The 15,881-nt window shown below is 70.4% G+C and carries 14 protein-coding genes and 1 tRNA gene; 7 read left to right on the top strand and 8 right to left on the bottom strand.

Annotated features, from left to right (window positions below; translation table 11 throughout):
• Positions 1-129: 129 nt before the first annotated feature.
• Entirely contained in the window at positions 130-1,353 is a 1,224-nt protein-coding gene (locus ACZ5CW_RS15635; RefSeq protein WP_468601418.1) for a pentapeptide repeat-containing protein, read from the top strand.
• Between the two features lie 173 nt (positions 1,354-1,526).
• On the opposite strand, the gene ACZ5CW_RS15630 is transcribed toward ACZ5CW_RS15635, so the two are convergent.
• From ACZ5CW_RS15630 to ACZ5CW_RS15620, 3 genes are all read right to left on the bottom strand, one after another.
• Positions 1,527-2,471 (bottom strand): DMT family transporter, encoded by a 945-nt coding sequence (locus tag ACZ5CW_RS15630; RefSeq protein ID WP_468601416.1) that lies wholly within the window; start codon positions 2,469-2,471, stop codon positions 1,527-1,529.
• 44 nt (positions 2,472-2,515) lie between these two features.
• Positions 2,516-3,121, bottom strand: coding sequence for a TetR/AcrR family transcriptional regulator (locus tag ACZ5CW_RS15625; protein WP_468601414.1), 606 nt, complete (start codon positions 3,119-3,121; stop codon positions 2,516-2,518).
• 342 nt (positions 3,122-3,463) lie between these two features.
• Positions 3,464-4,576 (bottom strand): ABC transporter substrate-binding protein, encoded by a 1,113-nt coding sequence (locus tag ACZ5CW_RS15620; RefSeq protein ID WP_468601412.1) that lies wholly within the window; start codon positions 4,574-4,576, stop codon positions 3,464-3,466.
• Positions 4,577-4,935: 359 nt separating this feature from the next.
• Between ACZ5CW_RS15620 and ACZ5CW_RS15615 the strand changes: the two genes are divergently transcribed.
• The gene (locus ACZ5CW_RS15615) at positions 4,936-5,358 is read left to right on the top strand and encodes a peptidase inhibitor family I36 protein (protein ID WP_468601411.1); all 423 of its coding nucleotides are present in this window, start codon (positions 4,936-4,938) and stop codon (positions 5,356-5,358) included.
• 176 nt (positions 5,359-5,534) lie between these two features.
• Here ACZ5CW_RS15615 and ACZ5CW_RS15610 read toward each other — a convergent pair whose 3' ends face one another.
• Positions 5,535-5,660, bottom strand: a complete 126-nt coding sequence (locus tag ACZ5CW_RS15610) for a hypothetical protein (RefSeq protein WP_468601409.1) — start codon at positions 5,658-5,660, stop codon at positions 5,535-5,537.
• A gap of 636 nt (positions 5,661-6,296) precedes the next feature.
• On the opposite strand from ACZ5CW_RS15610, the gene ACZ5CW_RS15605 reads away from it, so the two are divergent.
• The 3 genes from ACZ5CW_RS15605 to ACZ5CW_RS15595 all read left to right on the top strand — a co-directional run bounded on the left by ACZ5CW_RS15605 (position 6,297) and on the right by ACZ5CW_RS15595 (position 8,897).
• The gene (locus tag ACZ5CW_RS15605) at positions 6,297-6,575 is read left to right on the top strand and encodes a polyprenyl synthetase (protein ID WP_468601407.1); all 279 of its coding nucleotides are present in this window, start codon (positions 6,297-6,299) and stop codon (positions 6,573-6,575) included.
• Positions 6,568-7,620 (top strand): polyprenyl synthetase family protein, encoded by a 1,053-nt coding sequence (locus ACZ5CW_RS15600; RefSeq protein ID WP_468601405.1) that lies wholly within the window; start codon positions 6,568-6,570, stop codon positions 7,618-7,620. Before ACZ5CW_RS15605 ends, ACZ5CW_RS15600 begins: the two co-directional genes overlap by 8 nt.
• Before the next feature lie 116 nt (positions 7,621-7,736).
• Entirely contained in the window at positions 7,737-8,897 is a 1,161-nt protein-coding gene (locus ACZ5CW_RS15595; protein ID WP_468601403.1) for an oxygenase MpaB family protein, read from the top strand.
• 241 nt (positions 8,898-9,138) lie between these two features.
• On the opposite strand, the gene ACZ5CW_RS15590 is transcribed toward ACZ5CW_RS15595, so the two are convergent.
• Positions 9,139-9,567, bottom strand: coding sequence for a hypothetical protein (locus ACZ5CW_RS15590; RefSeq protein WP_468601401.1), 429 nt, complete (start codon positions 9,565-9,567; stop codon positions 9,139-9,141).
• A 158-nt stretch (positions 9,568-9,725) separates the two neighbouring features.
• On the opposite strand from ACZ5CW_RS15590, the gene ACZ5CW_RS15585 reads away from it, so the two are divergent.
• Positions 9,726-10,226, top strand: a complete 501-nt coding sequence (locus ACZ5CW_RS15585; protein ID WP_468601399.1) for a hypothetical protein — start codon at positions 9,726-9,728, stop codon at positions 10,224-10,226.
• 107 nt (positions 10,227-10,333) lie between these two features.
• On the opposite strand, the gene ACZ5CW_RS15580 is transcribed toward ACZ5CW_RS15585, so the two are convergent.
• Both ACZ5CW_RS15580 and ACZ5CW_RS15575 read right to left on the bottom strand, forming a co-directional pair.
• Positions 10,334-10,410, bottom strand: a tRNA-Met gene (locus ACZ5CW_RS15580).
• Between the two features lie 49 nt (positions 10,411-10,459).
• On the bottom strand, positions 10,460-10,663 hold the full coding sequence (locus ACZ5CW_RS15575; protein ID WP_468601397.1) for a cold-shock protein: 204 nt from the start codon (positions 10,661-10,663) through the stop codon (positions 10,460-10,462).
• Between the two features lie 244 nt (positions 10,664-10,907).
• Between ACZ5CW_RS15575 and ACZ5CW_RS15570 the strand changes: the two genes are divergently transcribed.
• Positions 10,908-11,642 (top strand): TSUP family transporter, encoded by a 735-nt coding sequence (locus ACZ5CW_RS15570; protein ID WP_468601395.1) that lies wholly within the window; start codon positions 10,908-10,910, stop codon positions 11,640-11,642.
• A 563-nt stretch (positions 11,643-12,205) separates the two neighbouring features.
• On the opposite strand, the gene fxsT is transcribed toward ACZ5CW_RS15570, so the two are convergent.
• Entirely contained in the window at positions 12,206-15,802 is a 3,597-nt protein-coding gene (fxsT, locus tag ACZ5CW_RS15565) for an FxSxx-COOH system tetratricopeptide repeat protein (protein ID WP_468601393.1), read from the bottom strand.
• Between the last annotated feature and the right edge of the window lie 79 nt (positions 15,803-15,881).

Here is a 15,881-nt window from a genome sequence, read left to right as displayed (position 1 = left end):
GGCAGCCTCGGCCCCTCCCGCCTTCGCCGAATCTCACACCGACGTGGCGCCCGTCGGCGGCGGAATCGCCGATTCGGTCCGTCGCGGGACGCAGGCCGCGGTGGCGAGCTGCGGGGACTGGAACTGCTCGTGGCCGCATTGCCCGGGTTGGCTGCGGTCATCGCATTGCTGTTCACGTGGACGACCGTGGGGCAAGCCGGGGAAGAAGTCCGGACGGCCAAGGAAGAAGTCCGGCTCATCGAGCAAGGACAGATCACCGATCGCTTCAGTGCGGCCATCGGCCATCTGGGGTCGAAATCCCTGGACATCCGCCTCGGTGGAATCTACGCCCTCCAGCGCATCATGCAGGACTCACCCCGGGACCATACGACTGGCTTCTTGGTACTCGGTGCGTATGTGCGCGAGCACGCCCGTCTTCCGGCGAACGGCACCCGGAAAGGGGCGCCCACTTCGGCACCGGATACGCCGCCTACGGACATCCAGGCCGCGATGAGCGTGTTGACCACGAACCGCCATGCCCAAGATGTCCTCGACTTGAGGCGAACGGACCTGAGCGGATCGAGTCTCGGCCGTGCGCCCTTGAGCGGAGCAGTACTGACAGGAGTGAATCTCGCGTCCGCAGATCTCCGCGGGGCAAACCTGGACCACGCGAAACTACAGGATTCCATCCTCAGTGGCGCACACCTCACCAAGGCGCGACTCGCCAAAGCGAACCTGGTCAGGACGAACCTCTCAAAGGCGAAGCTGACGCATGCGGAACTCCCTGAAGCGAAACTCGATGGCGCGGATCTCACCTGGACGAACCTGGAAGGTGCGACACTCCCCCGCGCGGTGACCATCGGCGCGAACCTCTCCGATGCGAACCTCTTCGGCGCCGATCTCCGTGAAGTGCAGTTCGCCAAACCCTTTCTGTTCCCCGGAAACGAGAGCTTCGTCAAGACGCACCTCGCCCGCGCTCACCTCAACACCGCGAACCTCACAAAAGCAAATCTCCGAGGAGTCGATCTCACAGGGGCAGACCTTCAGAATGCCGACCTCAGCAAGGCGGATTTGTTCGCCGCCGACCTCAAGGGCGCTTTCCTTATCTACACCAAGCTCACCGGCGCGCTCCTGGCCGAAGCCGACCTGGCCCGGGCGTCCGTCTTCGAGGCCGACCTGACCGGGGCAGACCTCGCCGAAGCGGACCTCACCCACGCCGATCTACGGGGCGCGAACCTCACCCACGCCGACCTGCGAGATGCGGACCTCACCAACGCCGACCTGCGAGGCGCGAACCTCACCCACGCCGACCTCAAGGGCGCAAAGCTCGACGGGGTGAAGCGCGGACCCGCCCCGGAGGGACCCTCCGAATGAGGCTCAGGTCGGCTGCGCCCGGCAGACGACGGAGTCGGCGTTCACCGCTGGGCGCACCTTGTCGAGAGGTGAAGTGACGAAGGCAGGCGCGTCGTCGGCAGTGGCAAGCAGGCGTGGCACGAGAAGGTGGCTCGGCGCCGCCAGGGCCGCGGGCCGGGAACGGACCCGGGCGCTCAATCAGCGTGGACAGCCATGTCGGCCTCGGTGTCGTGGCCCACGGCGCTGCGCGGCAGTTCCCGTGGGCGGCGGGGTGTGCGTGTGGGGGCGGTGAGGAGGGCGAGGCAGGCGATGACGAGGGCGATGCCCGCCCAGCCGGTGGCGGGGAGGCGTTCGCCGACGACCAGGACGGCGAGGACGGCCGCGACGGCTGGTTCGAGCAGGGACAGCGTGGTGGCGGTACTGGCGGGTACGTGGGCGAGTCCCCAGCCGAACAGGACGTAGCCGGTGAACATGGGCACCAGCGCCATGTACCCGCCGACGGCCGTGTTGGTCCAGGAGGTGAGGAGCGGGGCACCGGTGACCACGAGGACGGGCAGGAGAAGAAGACCGCCGAGTCCGAAGACGGCGCCCATCGCCGCGCGGGAGGGGATCTGCCGGGTGATGAGCCGGTGGGCGGCCCAGGAGTACAGGGCGTAGGTCGCGGCGGCGACGAGTCCGAGGCCGATGCCGAGCAGCGTGGTCGCCACGGACGCCTGCGTCGCACCGTCGGCGGCGTGCGCCGCCTCGGCGACGCACAGCAACGCGGTGCCGAGCAGGCCGAGGGAGGCCGAGAGCGTCCAGCGGCGGGTGAGCCGGCGGCCGTCCACGACACGTTCGACCAGGGCCGAGGCGAGCGGGGCGGTGCCGATCGACACCACGGTGCCGACGGCGACTCCGGCCAGGTGCATGGAGGTGTAGAAGGCCAGGGGGTAGACCGCCACGGAGACGGCGCCCAGCAGTACCGTGCCGCGCTGTTCGCGCAGCCGGGGCGCGTGGCGCCCGATCTGCCGTGTGGCGGCGAGAGCCTGGAGGAGTCCGCCCAGGCCCATGGCGACGGCGCCGATGGCGAGGGGGCCCACGTCCGGGGCGAAGGTGGCGGCCGTGCCCGTCGTGCCCCACAGCAGGGAGGCGGCGAGCACGCACAGGGCTCCGATGCCCGCGGACCGGCCCCGGTCCGCGCCCCTCACAACCGGTCCAGCAGGGTCGTGGCCAGCGAGCGGGCGTGCAGAAGACGGTCGCCGTCCCCCTCCAGCCCCGCGCGGGCCATCGCGCCCTCCAGGAGGAAGGCGAGGTGCTCGGCCGTCGCGCTTGCCTCGTCGGGGCGGCCGGGCAGCAGCTCCTCCAGGTGGCCGGCGATCAACCGCTCGACCTCCTCCTTGTGGGCGCGCACCACGGCGCGGCCCTCGTCGCCGGCCGGCAGCTCGGCGGCGGCGTTGAGCAGGCCGCACCCGCGGAAACCGTGCTCGTACGCGAACGCAGCGTGGTCGGCGTAGGCGTCGAACACCGCCAGCACCCCCTCGCGCGGCCCGTCGGCGTGCTCGAGCCGGGCTCGGTACAGGCCGAGCCACTCCTCGTGCCGGGCGTCGAGATAGGCCCGGACCAGGTCGGCCTTGGAGGAGAAGTTGTTGTACAGGCTCATCTTCGCCACGCCGGCCTCGGCGGTGATCGTGTCGATGCCGGTCGCCGCCACGCCGTCGGCGTAGAAGCGGTGGGCCGCCGCCTCCAGAAGCCGTTCCCGCGCCGGACGCCGCCGCCCGCTTCCCACCGTGCTCACATCAGCCTCGCTCATCACATCTAAAACTAGGTAGGTAGGTCTACCTAGACTAGAGGGTTCGAGGGAACGAGGGAAGCGGGGCTTTTCGGGTGCGGTAGCCCGCGGCCGGCGACAGCCAGGTGGTGTCTGGACCTGCGCCGAAGGGGGGTGGCCCGTATGCCGCGCTCGCGGCGTGCGGCGATGCGCGGTCGAGCCGGTCCGAGGCGGACCAGAACCCCGGCGGTCGAGCCGGTCCGACGCGCACCAGAAACCCGGCCTGAGCGGACCACCGAGCCTGAGGGCGCTGCCGGCCCGGCGAAGCCCCGGCATCGAGTGCGCGGCCGGCTGCTCGGTACGGGCCCGCACCGCCGTGCTCTCTCAGCCGGCGTGGAGGATCCGGAAGCGGTCGGGTTCCGCCGGGTCTCGATCGACGACTTGGACCGGCGCCCAAGCCCATTGCCAGACGCTGCTTCCCGGCGTGCGGGAGAACCGGATCCGCCCGCGGGTGCCTTCGACCGCGACGCGCGGCCAGGACGCGGCGGTGCGCGCCCGGTCCACGCCGTGAGAACGCAGCACATCGGCGAGGACGGCGACCGTGTCGTAGCCCTCGAAGGCGACGAAGGAGGGCGCTTCGGCCAGCCGGTCGCGGAGGGCCGTCGCGACTCGTGCACCCAGAGGGCTGAGGCGCTCGGGCAGGTAGCGCAGGAACGGGATCGCGGCGCCGTCGCCGCCCAGCGACGTCGCCCATTCGGCGAACTCCGGTTGCCCGGCCGGAGCACCGATCATGATCTCGGCGAGGCGCTGGTCGCGGCGGACGGACTTGACGATCGACACTGCCGGTTCCGGGTGGCCGACCAGAAGAAGAAGGGCTGTCGCGCGGTGGTCGACGAGTGCGTCGCACAGGGCCGCGGGGGTGAGCGCGCGCATGTCGAGTTCTACGACGGTGCCGCCGCGTGGAGCGAGATGGTCCCGCAGAATGCGGGTCCCCGAGGCCCAGTAGACACTCGGCTGGGCTGCCACGGCGATTCGCCTGTGGCCCGCGCCGAGGAGGAAGTCCGCGTAGATCTGCCAGCCGTGGGACTGCGCCGGGGCAAGGCGCGCGACCCATTGTGTCGGCCGTTCGGTGAGTTCGTCGAGAACCGCTGACGAGCAGAGGAACGGCAGGCCGAGGGCGTCGGCCCGGGCGGCGGCGGCGCGAGCGACGACGCTGTGATACTCCCCCGCCAAGGCGGCCACGCCCAGACGAGCCAGTTCGTCCACGGCCGCCGCGGCCCTGCGCGGATCAGCCGCGGTGTCCCGGACCACCAGCTCGAGTGGTCTTCCGACGATCCCGCCCGCGTCATTGACCTCGCGAACGGCCAGCTCGAGTCCGGCGAGCAAGTGCCGGCCCGCCTCGACCCAGCCAGGCCGAGTCAGCGGAACGAGAGCGCCGATCTGGACGGCTGACCCGTCAGTCCGCTCCACGGCGGGTCGCGAAGGTGGCGTACTCACGGGTGGGCGTCTCCGATGTGAGGATTCGGTAGTGGTTCACCCGGATCGCGGAGTGGCAGGGTCAGGGAGGACGCGTTCATCGCGCCTCGCCGTGTCGGGCGCACCTGGGTGATCATGGCGGACATTGCATCCACCACCCTCGCCCACAGGCAACCGATTATCGGTCCGCTGAGCCCCGCGACCCGCCGCCCCACAACGGGCGACAACAACCTCTGAACAGCGCTCACCGCCCCCGGCCCACAGACGGCGCTTGCAGCCGAAGTGCCGAAGCACCTGCACAGGCCGAGTGAACCTTCAGCCGCCCCCGAACCGTGTTGCCAAGGAGCACTCGGCTCTCGCGAACGACAGAAGGAATGTACGTGGGCATCAACAGGAAGCGTCTGGCGGCACTGGCGATGGCTGGGGCATCGGCCCTGGCCATCGGACTCGGAACGGCGGGTCCTGCCTCCGCCGAGCAGTGGAACCCCGGGTCCAACTGTGACCCCGCCGTCTACAAGTTCTGCTTCTACGAGAACCCGGACTACTCCGGCGCCGCGATAGGACTGTACTGGGGGGACCCGGACGGAGCCGGCGACTTCAGCAGGTGGACCTACCTCGACGACAAGATCTCTTCCGTGAAGAACAACATGGGCTACCCCCTCTGTCTGTACCGGTACCCCGTCTACAAGGAACTGGTGCTCCAGGTGTCCCCCTATCACCAGCTGTCGCGACTCTCGGACTTCGGTGCGGACAACAAGGTGTCCTCGTTCATCCGAGCGCGTTACACCAACGGCGGCTGCTAGTAAGCCATGCGGGCGGGCCGCTGCCGGGACATCACGGCGAAGGCCCCGGACCGGTGACGGTGCGGGGCCTTCGGCATCCACTCTGAGATGAAGCGCAAGCGGCCACTGATGGCCGGACGGGCGCGGGACTCAGGGTCCGCGCGCCGTTACTGCATAGGGTGAGCTACGTGACGCGGTTACCAGCCCCCGTCGCAGTCGGAACCGATGTCCGTGAACTGGGCACCCGGGTTGCCCTCGCCGTTCAGCAGGTTTCCGCCCAGGCCGTTGAGGATGCCCACCTCACCGAGGATGTCGATGTTCATGTCATGGGACTTACATCCGCCTCCATGCCCGCCCGCCGCGGCGGCTTGGGCGGTGGCCGGGGCCGTGCCCATGAGGCTGACGCCACCGATAAGGGCGGCCGCGACAGCGGCCTTGCGAAGCCTGCTCATTTGTCCTCCTCGGGTCGAGTGGAGCGCACCTTCAGAAGATCCAATTAGCGCTCATTTCGGAGGCTAGATCGACATACCCGGCAGCGCTCACCGGGAAGGCCATCCGGGGGCACCGAGGCTCAACCGGTCACGCCGGCCACCCCGCAGGCGTCGGCGCTGCCCTCGCGGGTACGTTGGCCCAACTGGCCACCCTGGCCGCGGAGATGACGCCGAGAGCGGCCGGATCGGTCACCGCGGCCGGTGGAGGGCAGCTGCCTGCGCACCGGGGAGTTCGCCGCCACCGGGAAGGACGTCCGGATGAACGCCTCCGCCTCTCCCGCGTCCACCACTGCGCGACACCGTCACCGGGCAAGCAGGTCTGCGTCCTGTGGCCGTGATGATCCGTACGGCCGAGCGAGGTGATCGCTCGATCGTGAGTTCTTCCGCTCTCCCACCCGGTCGGGCGCGATGCTCGGGCAGGCGGCGCGTGACCGGCACCGTGCAGATGTTCTACGGGTGGGGAAGAGCATGACGCGAGAAACGGGACGGCCCAGGGGCCTGGACGACCAGACGGTGCTGCTGGTGGCCGGGCTGGCCGATCTGGCGGTGAGCGCGCTGGATTCGGCCGTGGGAACGGTGCGGGGGCTGCTGCGCCGCTCGGACGCCGCGGAGCTGGCGGCGCAGGCCGAGCAGGACCTCAAGGCACGTGGGCGCTTGCTGCTGGACCGGTATGCGGCGCTGCCTCCGGCCCATCTGGAGATCCTCGCCCGGCAGGCCCTCGCCCGACGAACGGCCGGCGATGTCTGACCGGTGGGATCCGGTGGCGTTCAAGACCCGCGTCGATGAGGTGCTGCACCGGTTCGTCGCCCAGGAGGCCGACCAGTTCGCCGCGATCGATCCGCTGCTGGGCCCGGTGGCCGAGCAGCTCGAGGCCGGCGTCGCCGACGGCAAACGGCTGCGGGCGGCGTTCTGCTACTGGGGCTGGCGGGCCGTGGGGCAGCCGGACAGCGACACGCTGGTGCGGGCGGCGGCGTCCATGGAGCTGGTGCATGCCGCAGCGGTCGCGCACGACGATCTGATCGACGACAGCCCGCTGCGGCACGGGCGCCCCACCGCACACATCGCCCTGCGCGGTGCTGTGCGGCGCCGTCCGCGCGCCGATGCCGCAGCGCGGTCGCTGGCGATGCTGGTGGGAGACCTGCTGATGGTGCTGGCCGGTCAGCTGTTCGCGACCAGTGGTCTGCCCGCCGCCTACCTCTCCCGGGCCCGCCCGATGTGGTCGGTGATGGCCCGGGAACTGATCGCGGGCGAGTGCCTCGAAATCCTGCGCACCGGGGTCGCCCCCGACACCGAGGCCTCGCTGAAGGTGATCCGGTACAAGACCGCCAAGTACACCGTCGAGCAACCCCTGTTGATCGGGGGCACCTTGGCCGGCGCCGGTGAGCGGCTGCGCGAGGGCTACTCCGCGTACGGTCTGCCGCTGGGCGAGGCGTTCCAGCTGCGCGATGACCTGCTCGGCCTGTTCGGAGACCCGCAACGCACGGGCAAGGCCGGCGCCGACGACGTGCGCGGACACCGGCCCACCGCCCTGCTGGCAGAGACCTGGCGCCTCGCCGGCGACGACGAACGCGAACGGCTGCGCGGCTTGCTGGGCCGGCGCGGCCTGGACGCGGATGCTCTGCACACCGTCCGCGAGGTGATGCGCCGGCTGAAGGCACCCGACCGCATCGAGGACATGATCAGCGCACGGGTCGAGGAGGCGCTGGACGCTCTGCACGAGCTGGATGTGCCTGCGCATGCCGCCGGCGCGCTGACCTCGCTCGCGCAGTCGGCGGCGGCCCGCCTGTCCTGACCCTCGCCCCGACCTCCTCGTCCCGGCATCGCCCCGACCTCGTACAGATCACGTCCTGCCCCGGCCGCCGAACCTCTCGCCGCTCGCGGACGCGTCCCCGGACAAGGAGCCCCGTCATGACCCACACCGAAGCATCGATGGACGCCCTGCGGCACGTCGGTGACCCACTCGCCGACGCCACCGTCACCGCGCTCTTCGACCGCGGCGAGGTGGGCACCTTCAACACCCTGATGCGCTACGTCTCCACGGCGGGCGCTCCCGTGCCGGACGGACTGCCCGACGTCGCCCGGGACTACCTCGAGGCCACTCGGGTCCCGCCGGCCTGGGTGGACTGGGCCGAGATGGAGAAGGCCCGGCTGTTCTTCATCGACAACAACGTGCACATCTCCACCGCGCTGTCCTTCGCCTCCATGCCCGCCTGTTACGTCGTCCCGCACGTGGCGAAGCTGCTGTCCGCCACCCACGGGCTGAACTACCCGTCCAAGCGGATGGCGGAGACGGGCCAGTTCACCGTCTACCTGATGCGGCCCGACGCCTTCGAGGCCGGCAGCCGCTTCCTCCCTGCCGCCCAGAAGGTCCGACTGCTGCACGCGTCCATCCGCCACCACCTCAGGCGCGAGAACCGGTGGAGCACCGAGACACTCGGCACGCCGATCTGTCAGGAGGACATGATCGGCGGGCAGATGTTCTTCTCGCTGCTCGTGCTGGACAGCCTGCACCGCCTCGGCATCCACATGTCACAGGAAGGCGCGGAAGCCTACTACTACGCCTGGCGCGTCGTCGGCGCCATGCTCGGCGTCGACCAGGACGTGGTCCCCAAGTCCCTCGACGAGGCCCGCCAGTTCCTCGACCGCTACATGGTCCGGCACATGGGGCCCTCCGCCGAAGGCGCCCACCTGACCCGGCAGCTCATCGAACTCTACGAAGAGGTGGTACCGGGCACCCTCTTCGACCCGATCGTCTCCGCCCTGATCCGCTACCTCGTCGGCGACACCTGCGCCGACTGGCTCGAGGTACCCCCGACGCCGTGGGACACCGTCGTCAAGGCCCTACCCCATCTCCTGGGCCTCCTCGAGACCATCGAGGACCGCTCCCCGCTCGGCGCCTGGGCCCTGGACCGTCTCGGCCACCTCACCACCGTGTTCGAACTCTCCACCCTCACCCGCGGACGGGTCATGCACTACGCCATCCCCGAACAGCTCAAGAAGGACTTCGGCGTCTCCAGCACGGTGCCCCGCAACCACCGATGGATCCCGCCGGCCGTCACGGTCTTCTGATCACCCGGGGTCCCAGGGCAACGGCGGCCGGGACAACGGCCGCGCGCGGCGGAGTGCGGAAGCACGGCACGGCACCGGCGTGATCCGCTTCGCCCGGCACGGCCGCGCTTCCCCCTGCGGGCCCGCGACGGTGGCGTGCTCAAGCGCGCCGGGCACAGCGAAGCCGCCGTCGACGCCCTACGGCCCGCCCGGCGGGATGCCGGATCCTGGATCATCCGGAAGGCGACGCGGAGCAAGGGCGTCACACGAAGTCGGCAGCCGACTCCATCCTCAGCAGGGCTTCCCTCCACTCCGACCCGGAGAGCTGCGTCGCCGCCCGGCACAGGTCGAGGGGATGACCCGCGGCGAGCGAGGCGGCGATCTCCAGCACGGTCAGATGAGGGCCCATGGTGCCGGGCTCCCGGCGATCGTCGTCGAGCCGCTCGGGGTTGCGCAGCAGCTCCAGGACGCCCGCCCAGTTCACCGAGGTCGGGCGGTCGTGCGGCTCCACGGCGTCCAGTTCGGGCTCCTCGACGAACCGGCGCAGCCAGTAGCCGCCGCGGAAGGAGGCGAGGACCAGTGTCGCCTTCCTCATCTGGTAGTTGTCCGCTGACTCCACGAGTTGCCGCGCCAGGACCGTCGCTTGCGGAGCGCGTAGGACGGTCAGCTCGTCGGCCTGATCAATACTCATGCCGCCACTATGAGGCGCCTGGCAGAGGGGCCCTGCGCGGCGCCAGCCCCTGTCATGCGAACAGACCATCCGCTTTGATGACTCAGTGTCGTCACCCGTGCCAGTGATCAGCCGCGAGGCGGGCCGGGCCGCGCCCGGCGCGCCGCCATCCTGAGGGGATGCGTCACCCGCTCCGCGTACTCGCCGCCGTTGCGGCCCTGCTGTTCGCCGCCGGCTGCGTCCGCGTCCCCGCCCCCGTGCCGCCGCCCTCGCTCGTGGAGGCCGCCGACGTCCGCACGTCCTCCCCCGTCGCGTCCGCGAGCCAGGCACCCGCCCGCAGCGCTCTCGTCGACACCGGCCCCAGCCGGAAGCCGAAGCGGCACGCCCGCCACCACCGAGGCACCGCGCACCCTGCCTTGCGGCCCGCCCAGCACCGGCTACCGGGCACCCAGGCCCCGGCGCGGCCGCGCCTGGCGGTACGGCCCGCACCGCCGCGCCGGGCGGCACCGCACCGGCACGCCGCACCCGCGCCCCGCCGCCGCTCCCAGCCCCCGCGCCCTGCCGGCCCGCGCACGCCGCGCCCCTGGGCCACCTACGACATGCGCACCGTGTGCGCCCTGGCCGACCAGCCCGCCGCCCCGGCTCAGGCGCGAGCCCTGTGCGACGCCTACGTTCGCTGAGCCGGCCCCACCCGGGTCCTGGGCCGGCGGCCGGAGTTCCTCGAGGGGCACCATGCCGGTTCGGCGGGGCAACGCAGAAGGGGCCCGCTGTTGCGGACCCCTTCTTCTGGTAGCGGGGACAGGATTTGAACCTGCGACCTCTGGGTTATGAGCCCAGCGAGCTACCGAGCTGCTCCACCCCGCGCCGGTGATGCCACTCTACATGGTGGATCGTGCGGGACTCGGCGCGGACGTCAGCCGCCACGGACGATGTTCTCGGCCTGGGGGCCCTTCTGGCCCTGTGTGACGTCGAAAGTGACCGTCTCCCCCTCTACCAGTTCCCGGTATCCGTTGCCCGTGATGTTGGAGTAGTGGGCGAAGACGTCCGGACCGCCTTCCTGGGCGATGAAACCGAAGCCCTTCTCGGCGTTGAACCATTTCACGGTGCCGCTGGCCATACCGCTCTCCTTCGTTCTCCCTGGTGGGACAAGGGGCCTTCCGACGAGAAGGCACCCGGCGTCCGTCCTACCCCACTCACGGCCCGGTTATCCGATCATCATCACCCGATGTCCTACGAGTCCAAGGGGGCCGATGGCGTTCCGGGCGGTGCACGCGCGATGGGGCGCCCATCCGCTCCCCATTGTGCTGGGGGCCGTCCGTTGTCGAGGATGGCCGTGACACCGGGGGGACGGGGGGTCTGCTGTGGCTGGTGCAGGAGCGGCCGAGCTACTGCTGGGCGGCACAGTCGTGTTGGCTTCTTCGGTGCAGTGGCTCACGGGCATGGGCTTTGCGCTGATCGCTGTCCCCGTGCTCGTTCTGCTGCTCGGGCCGGCGCAGGGGGTCGTCCTCGCGAATTGCGCGGCCGGAGTCATCAGCGTCGGCGGACTCGCCGCGGGATGGCGCCGGGTGCGGATCGGCGCCATGGTTCCCTTGGTCCTCGCTGCCGCCTGCACCGTGCCCGCGGGCTCATGGGCGGCCGCCCGGCTTCCCGAGCCGGTGCTCCTGGCCGGCATCGGGACTCTGGTGACGCTTGCCGTGGCTCTCGTGAGGGGAGGCGCGCGCATACCGGCGCTGAGCGGAACGCGGGGCGCCGTGACCGCGGGTGCCGTGGGTGGATTCATGAACTCCGCCGCCGGTGTCGGCGGGCCGCCGTACTCGCTGTACGCCTTGAATGCGGGATGGTCCATCGACGCATTCGTGCCGAACGCGCAGTTCTACGGAATCGCGGTGAACGTCTTCTCAGTGGTCGTCAACGGTGTACCACGGCTGAGTGGGCCGGCCTGGTCGGTGGCCACGACCGCGATGGTGGCGGGCGCCCTCATCGGCAGGGCGCTCGCCCCGAGGGTCCGGGAGCGGGAGGTACGCCGGCTCATCTTCGCCCTGGCCCTGGCCGGTGGCTTCTCCGTACTGGTCAAAGGGCTGTCGGACATGGCATGACGCCCCCTGCTCCTGGCGGTGGTGGCAAGCTCCCGGCGGGTTGTCCAGCGTTGTCCGGACGCGTGTTGCCCCAGGCCGTCTCAGCCCAGCACGGTCAGAGCTGCGGCGGTTTCACCCGAATCCGCCACGCAGACGAAGGGCCCGTCCACACGGCGTCGCAACCATTGGACGGGCCCCAGTACCTCGCTGGAGGCACCATGAACAACCCTAGGGGCTCGAGGAGCCCCTGCCGAGAGGACCTGATCGCCTTCGTGGCGGTCATGCTGACCGGCCTCGTGCTGATCTGCGTGGGAGTCGCTCCCTCCGCCTTGGTGACCGTGGCCTTCGGGCTGACCTCGCTGTACGAGACATGGGCACGAACCGGACGGGCCGGCCGCCCGGGCCAGGAATCGAGGCGCCGGGCGCGGACGGACGATTCCTCCGACACCGCAAAAGCGCCACCCGTCGATGACCGATCCGAACGGTAGGCGCTGACGTCCGTCTCAGGGGGATCGGTCGGTGGAGAACTCGTTCAGGTCCCGCAGGACATGTCCATCGGCCGATTCAACTCCGGAGAGGGGCCTTCAAGGGGGCGGTTCGATGTCCACGTCCAGTCTCCGCCATGCGGTGACCGCATGAGCGATGGGGTGGTCGTGCCCGAGGCTCTTGGCGTGTTGCCCGGCTTTGTCGTGCCAGTGCGCTGCCTCGTCGGCTGCTCCTCGGGTGCGCAGGTCGATGGCGAGGTTGGAGGTGCAGCTGATGGTGGCGAAGTGGTGCGGTCCCAGCGTTTCGGTGAGTTCTCGCTGAGCTTGTCGGCCCAGCGATACGGCCGCCGGGAGGTCGCCGCTCTCGGCCAGGGCGGTGGCGTGGTTGATCGTGCAGGTGAGGGTGTAGGGGTGGTGGTCGCCCACGATCCGACGGTAGTGGGACAGCGTGTGGTCCGACAGCTGTCGGGCTGATGCGTGATCGTTGCTCCGACGGAGGTAGACGGACAGGTTGTTGGCACAGGCGAGGGTGTGCAGCTGGACGTCGCCGATGCCCCGCCGGTAGTGGTCCAGCGTGCGTCGTGCCAGGTCGACGGCTTGGGTCAGATCGCCGCTGTCGACGAGGCCGGCGGCGAGGGTGACCGCGGTGGCGAGCGTGTCGGGATGGTACTCACCCAGTTCGGCCCGACAGATCTCGTAGGTGTGCTGTGCGAGGGCGTGAGCCTCGTGGTACCGCCCGTGGCGGCGGAGCAGGATCGCCAGGTCGTTGGACGCCTTGAGGGTGTGGGTGTCCCTCTCGCCGAGGATGCGGTGCAACGCGTCCTTGGTCTCCCGCATGATGACCAGGGCGCTGCCGAGTTGACCGGTGTCACCCAGGTCGCGGGCGTAGTGGCCGGCGTAGACCAGGGTGGTGGGGTCGTTGGCCCCCTTGATGTCGCGGCACCGTTGCCAGGTTCTCTTGTGGAGTTCCAGTGCTGTGGTGCGGTCGCCGGACAGGTACTCGGAGAGTGCCAGGTTGTGCGCGGCCGCCAGGGCTCGGGGGTGGTCTTCGCCGTAGGCGGCCTGGACGGCGTCGTAGGTCGTGCGGTGTACGTTCGCGGCGGCTCGGACCTCCCCGGCGATCCGGAGGTCGAGCCCCAGTTTCATGCCGGCGGCGAGCGTGTAGGGGTGATCGGCACCGAGGGTGGTCAGTGCTCGGTTGTGGGCGCTGAGATTGATCGCGCGAGCTTCTGCCAGCTGTCCCTGAGCGCGCAGCGCGTCGGCCAGGTGGATGGTCAGCCGCAGGACCAAGGGGTCGTTCTCGCCGAAGGTTCGCCAGGACTCCAGGACGGCTTCGGCCTCCGTGCGGGCGGCGACGTAGTCGCCGCGCCTGAAGAGGTAGAGCACCGAGTCGCAGATCCACTGGCGGACGTCGGGGTCCGCGCTGGATTGCGCGTGGGTCCCTCCCAGGTGCGGAAGGAGTTCGGCGTATCGCGGCCAGTGAGTGGGGTCTTCCGGGTCTCTGGGGTTGGCGTCGGCGAGCAACTCCTGGGCCTGGCGGCGCTTTTCCTCGTGGTCCGCTTCGGTGAGGTGCTCGCGCAGGATCGCCTGGACCAGCCGGTGGACGGTGAGTGTGTCGTGCGCCAGGTCGGTCTCGGCCAGGCCGTAGCGGGTCAGTTCGCGGAAGAGCCGGCTCATCAGCATCGGGTCCCGCAGTCCTGGTGTCCGCCAGCTCAGCAGGTCCAGCATGCGGCGGCTGTTGAGCACGTGGAGCGGGATGGTGTCCGAGCCGAAGAACGCGCACAGCTGGAGCAGCTCCACGGCCGCCGGTGCGCTCTCTCGCAGTTGGGCCACGGACAGCATGAGCGTGGTGATGGTCGACTGCACGTGTTCGGGGAACGGGATGTGGAGGGCCCTGTCCTGCGCCGATCGAGCGCGTAGCAGTTGCAGGTAGTGGCTGACCGGCATCCGCGACTGCTTGAGCCAGGCCGTGGCGTGGGTGATCGCCAGGGGGGTGTCGCCGAGGCAGCGGGCGACGTGCTCGTCCTCAGGCGCCTCGAGGCTGGGGACGGAGCGGCGAAGCATGGTGATGCTTTCCTGGCGGGTGAACGCGCCGACCTCCACCGATTGGACGTGTGCGTTGGTCCATTCGAGGTTGCGGGTGGTGATCAGAACGTGGCCCGGGCCGGTCGCTGTCAGCTGGTACACGTCGTCAGGGAGGTCGGCGTTGTCGTAGACGAGCAGCCAGCGGCGGTACGGGGTGCCGCGGCGCAGCGCGTCGAGTACCGCCTGGGATCTCGCCGCCAGGTCGGCGCCCGCGGGCAGTGCCATGGGCTGGGCGAGGGCGGCGAGCCCCTCGCGGATCAGGTGGGAGTGCTCGGCGTCGAGCCACCACACCAGGTCGTAGTCGGTGGCGAAACGATGGGCGTACTCCAGTGCCACCTGGGTCTTGCCGAAACCTCCGAGGCCGTGGAGGACTTGCGGCAGGGGACTTCCGGCGACTTGGCTGCAGAGGCGGTCGTGGAGCGACTCGAGCATCTCGGTGCGGCCCGTGAACTCCGCATTGCGCGGCGGCACCCGCCACAGCGGGACGTGGCCGGGTCGCGGTAGTGCCGAGGGCAGGTCGGTGCTTCGCAGGTGGACGGGGGCCGGGCGAGGTGTGGCGGCGGAGGGGGCGCCGGGGGCGCTGCCGTCGTCGGACGGGGCATATCGAGTGGGTGGGGCGTGGGCCGGGCCGGCCGGTGGTGCGTCGGTGTCGAGTGCCGGCGCATCCGCTGGGTGCGGGTGAGTGGGCGCTGCGGTCGCGAGACCGTTCAGATCCCGCAGGGCCGCGGCGGTACGGCGGCCGGCGCTCTCGCGTACGGTGCGAGCCGTGTCCAGCGCGCTGTCGATGTCGTCGTAGTCGATCTGCCACTGCTCGTCGCTGGTGGCGGGGAGTGCGTGTGGCCCCGGTTCGCCGCGCAGGCTGCGCAGTTGCGCGATCTCGGTCTGAAGGCCGCGGTAGGTCCGGTCGGCTGCCTCGGCGACGGCGCGGGCCGCGTCCCGGCTCATCTCCGCAGCGGCCTTCTCGCGCTCGGCGGCCTCTTGACGCTGTCGCGTCTGTGCCAGGGAGTGCTGGAGGCGGCTGAGCCGGAGGGAGTTCGCCTCCGGCTGGTCCAGCAGGGTGTCGCGCTGCCATGACAGGTCACGGATGTGTTCTTGGAGCCGCACGATGAACAGCCACAGGAGGGACACCAGCTGGGTGGTGTCCGCCAGCGCCTGGGCACTGTTGTCGCGTGCTCCCCGGGCGACGGCCAGGTGTTGTTCCAGGGTGGTGATGCGCTGCTTGACGGTGGCGAGTTCCTGTGCCGCGGCTTCCGGGCCGCCGACCGGTGTGGGAGCGGTGCGTGCGGCGTCCCACAGCTGACGGGCCTGGGACCGGCGGTCGGTCGCCTGTCTGACGCCCGGGGTGCACACGTCGATCACGGCTTCGATGAAGTCCCACTGCAGTCCCTTGCCGGACAACCGTGCCGCGACGGTCGAGTGCCCGACGACCTTCTGGTCCTCGAAGTGCTCGGGCCGCAGGGCGCCGTGCACGCCGTTGACGGTGAGGCCGGCGTCATCGATCCAGGCCCGGAGCAGCCGGGCCAGGGTGTTGATCTCCCCGCAGGGGCCGTACACAGGACCCCAGCTACGGCCCGGCCCCTTGCGCTTGGCGGCCTCCTCCGCTGATGCCATTCCCCGCCCCCGTCACACCATGCCCCGACCGGCAGGCAGGCAGCCTCCCCCGTCCCGGGTATGCCCAACCCCTGCGGCC

The organism is Streptomyces sp. NPDC031379, assembly GCF_055569615.1.
Note: the sequence above shows the minus strand (reverse complement) of the source record. Positions and strands in the feature narration are given on the sequence as shown.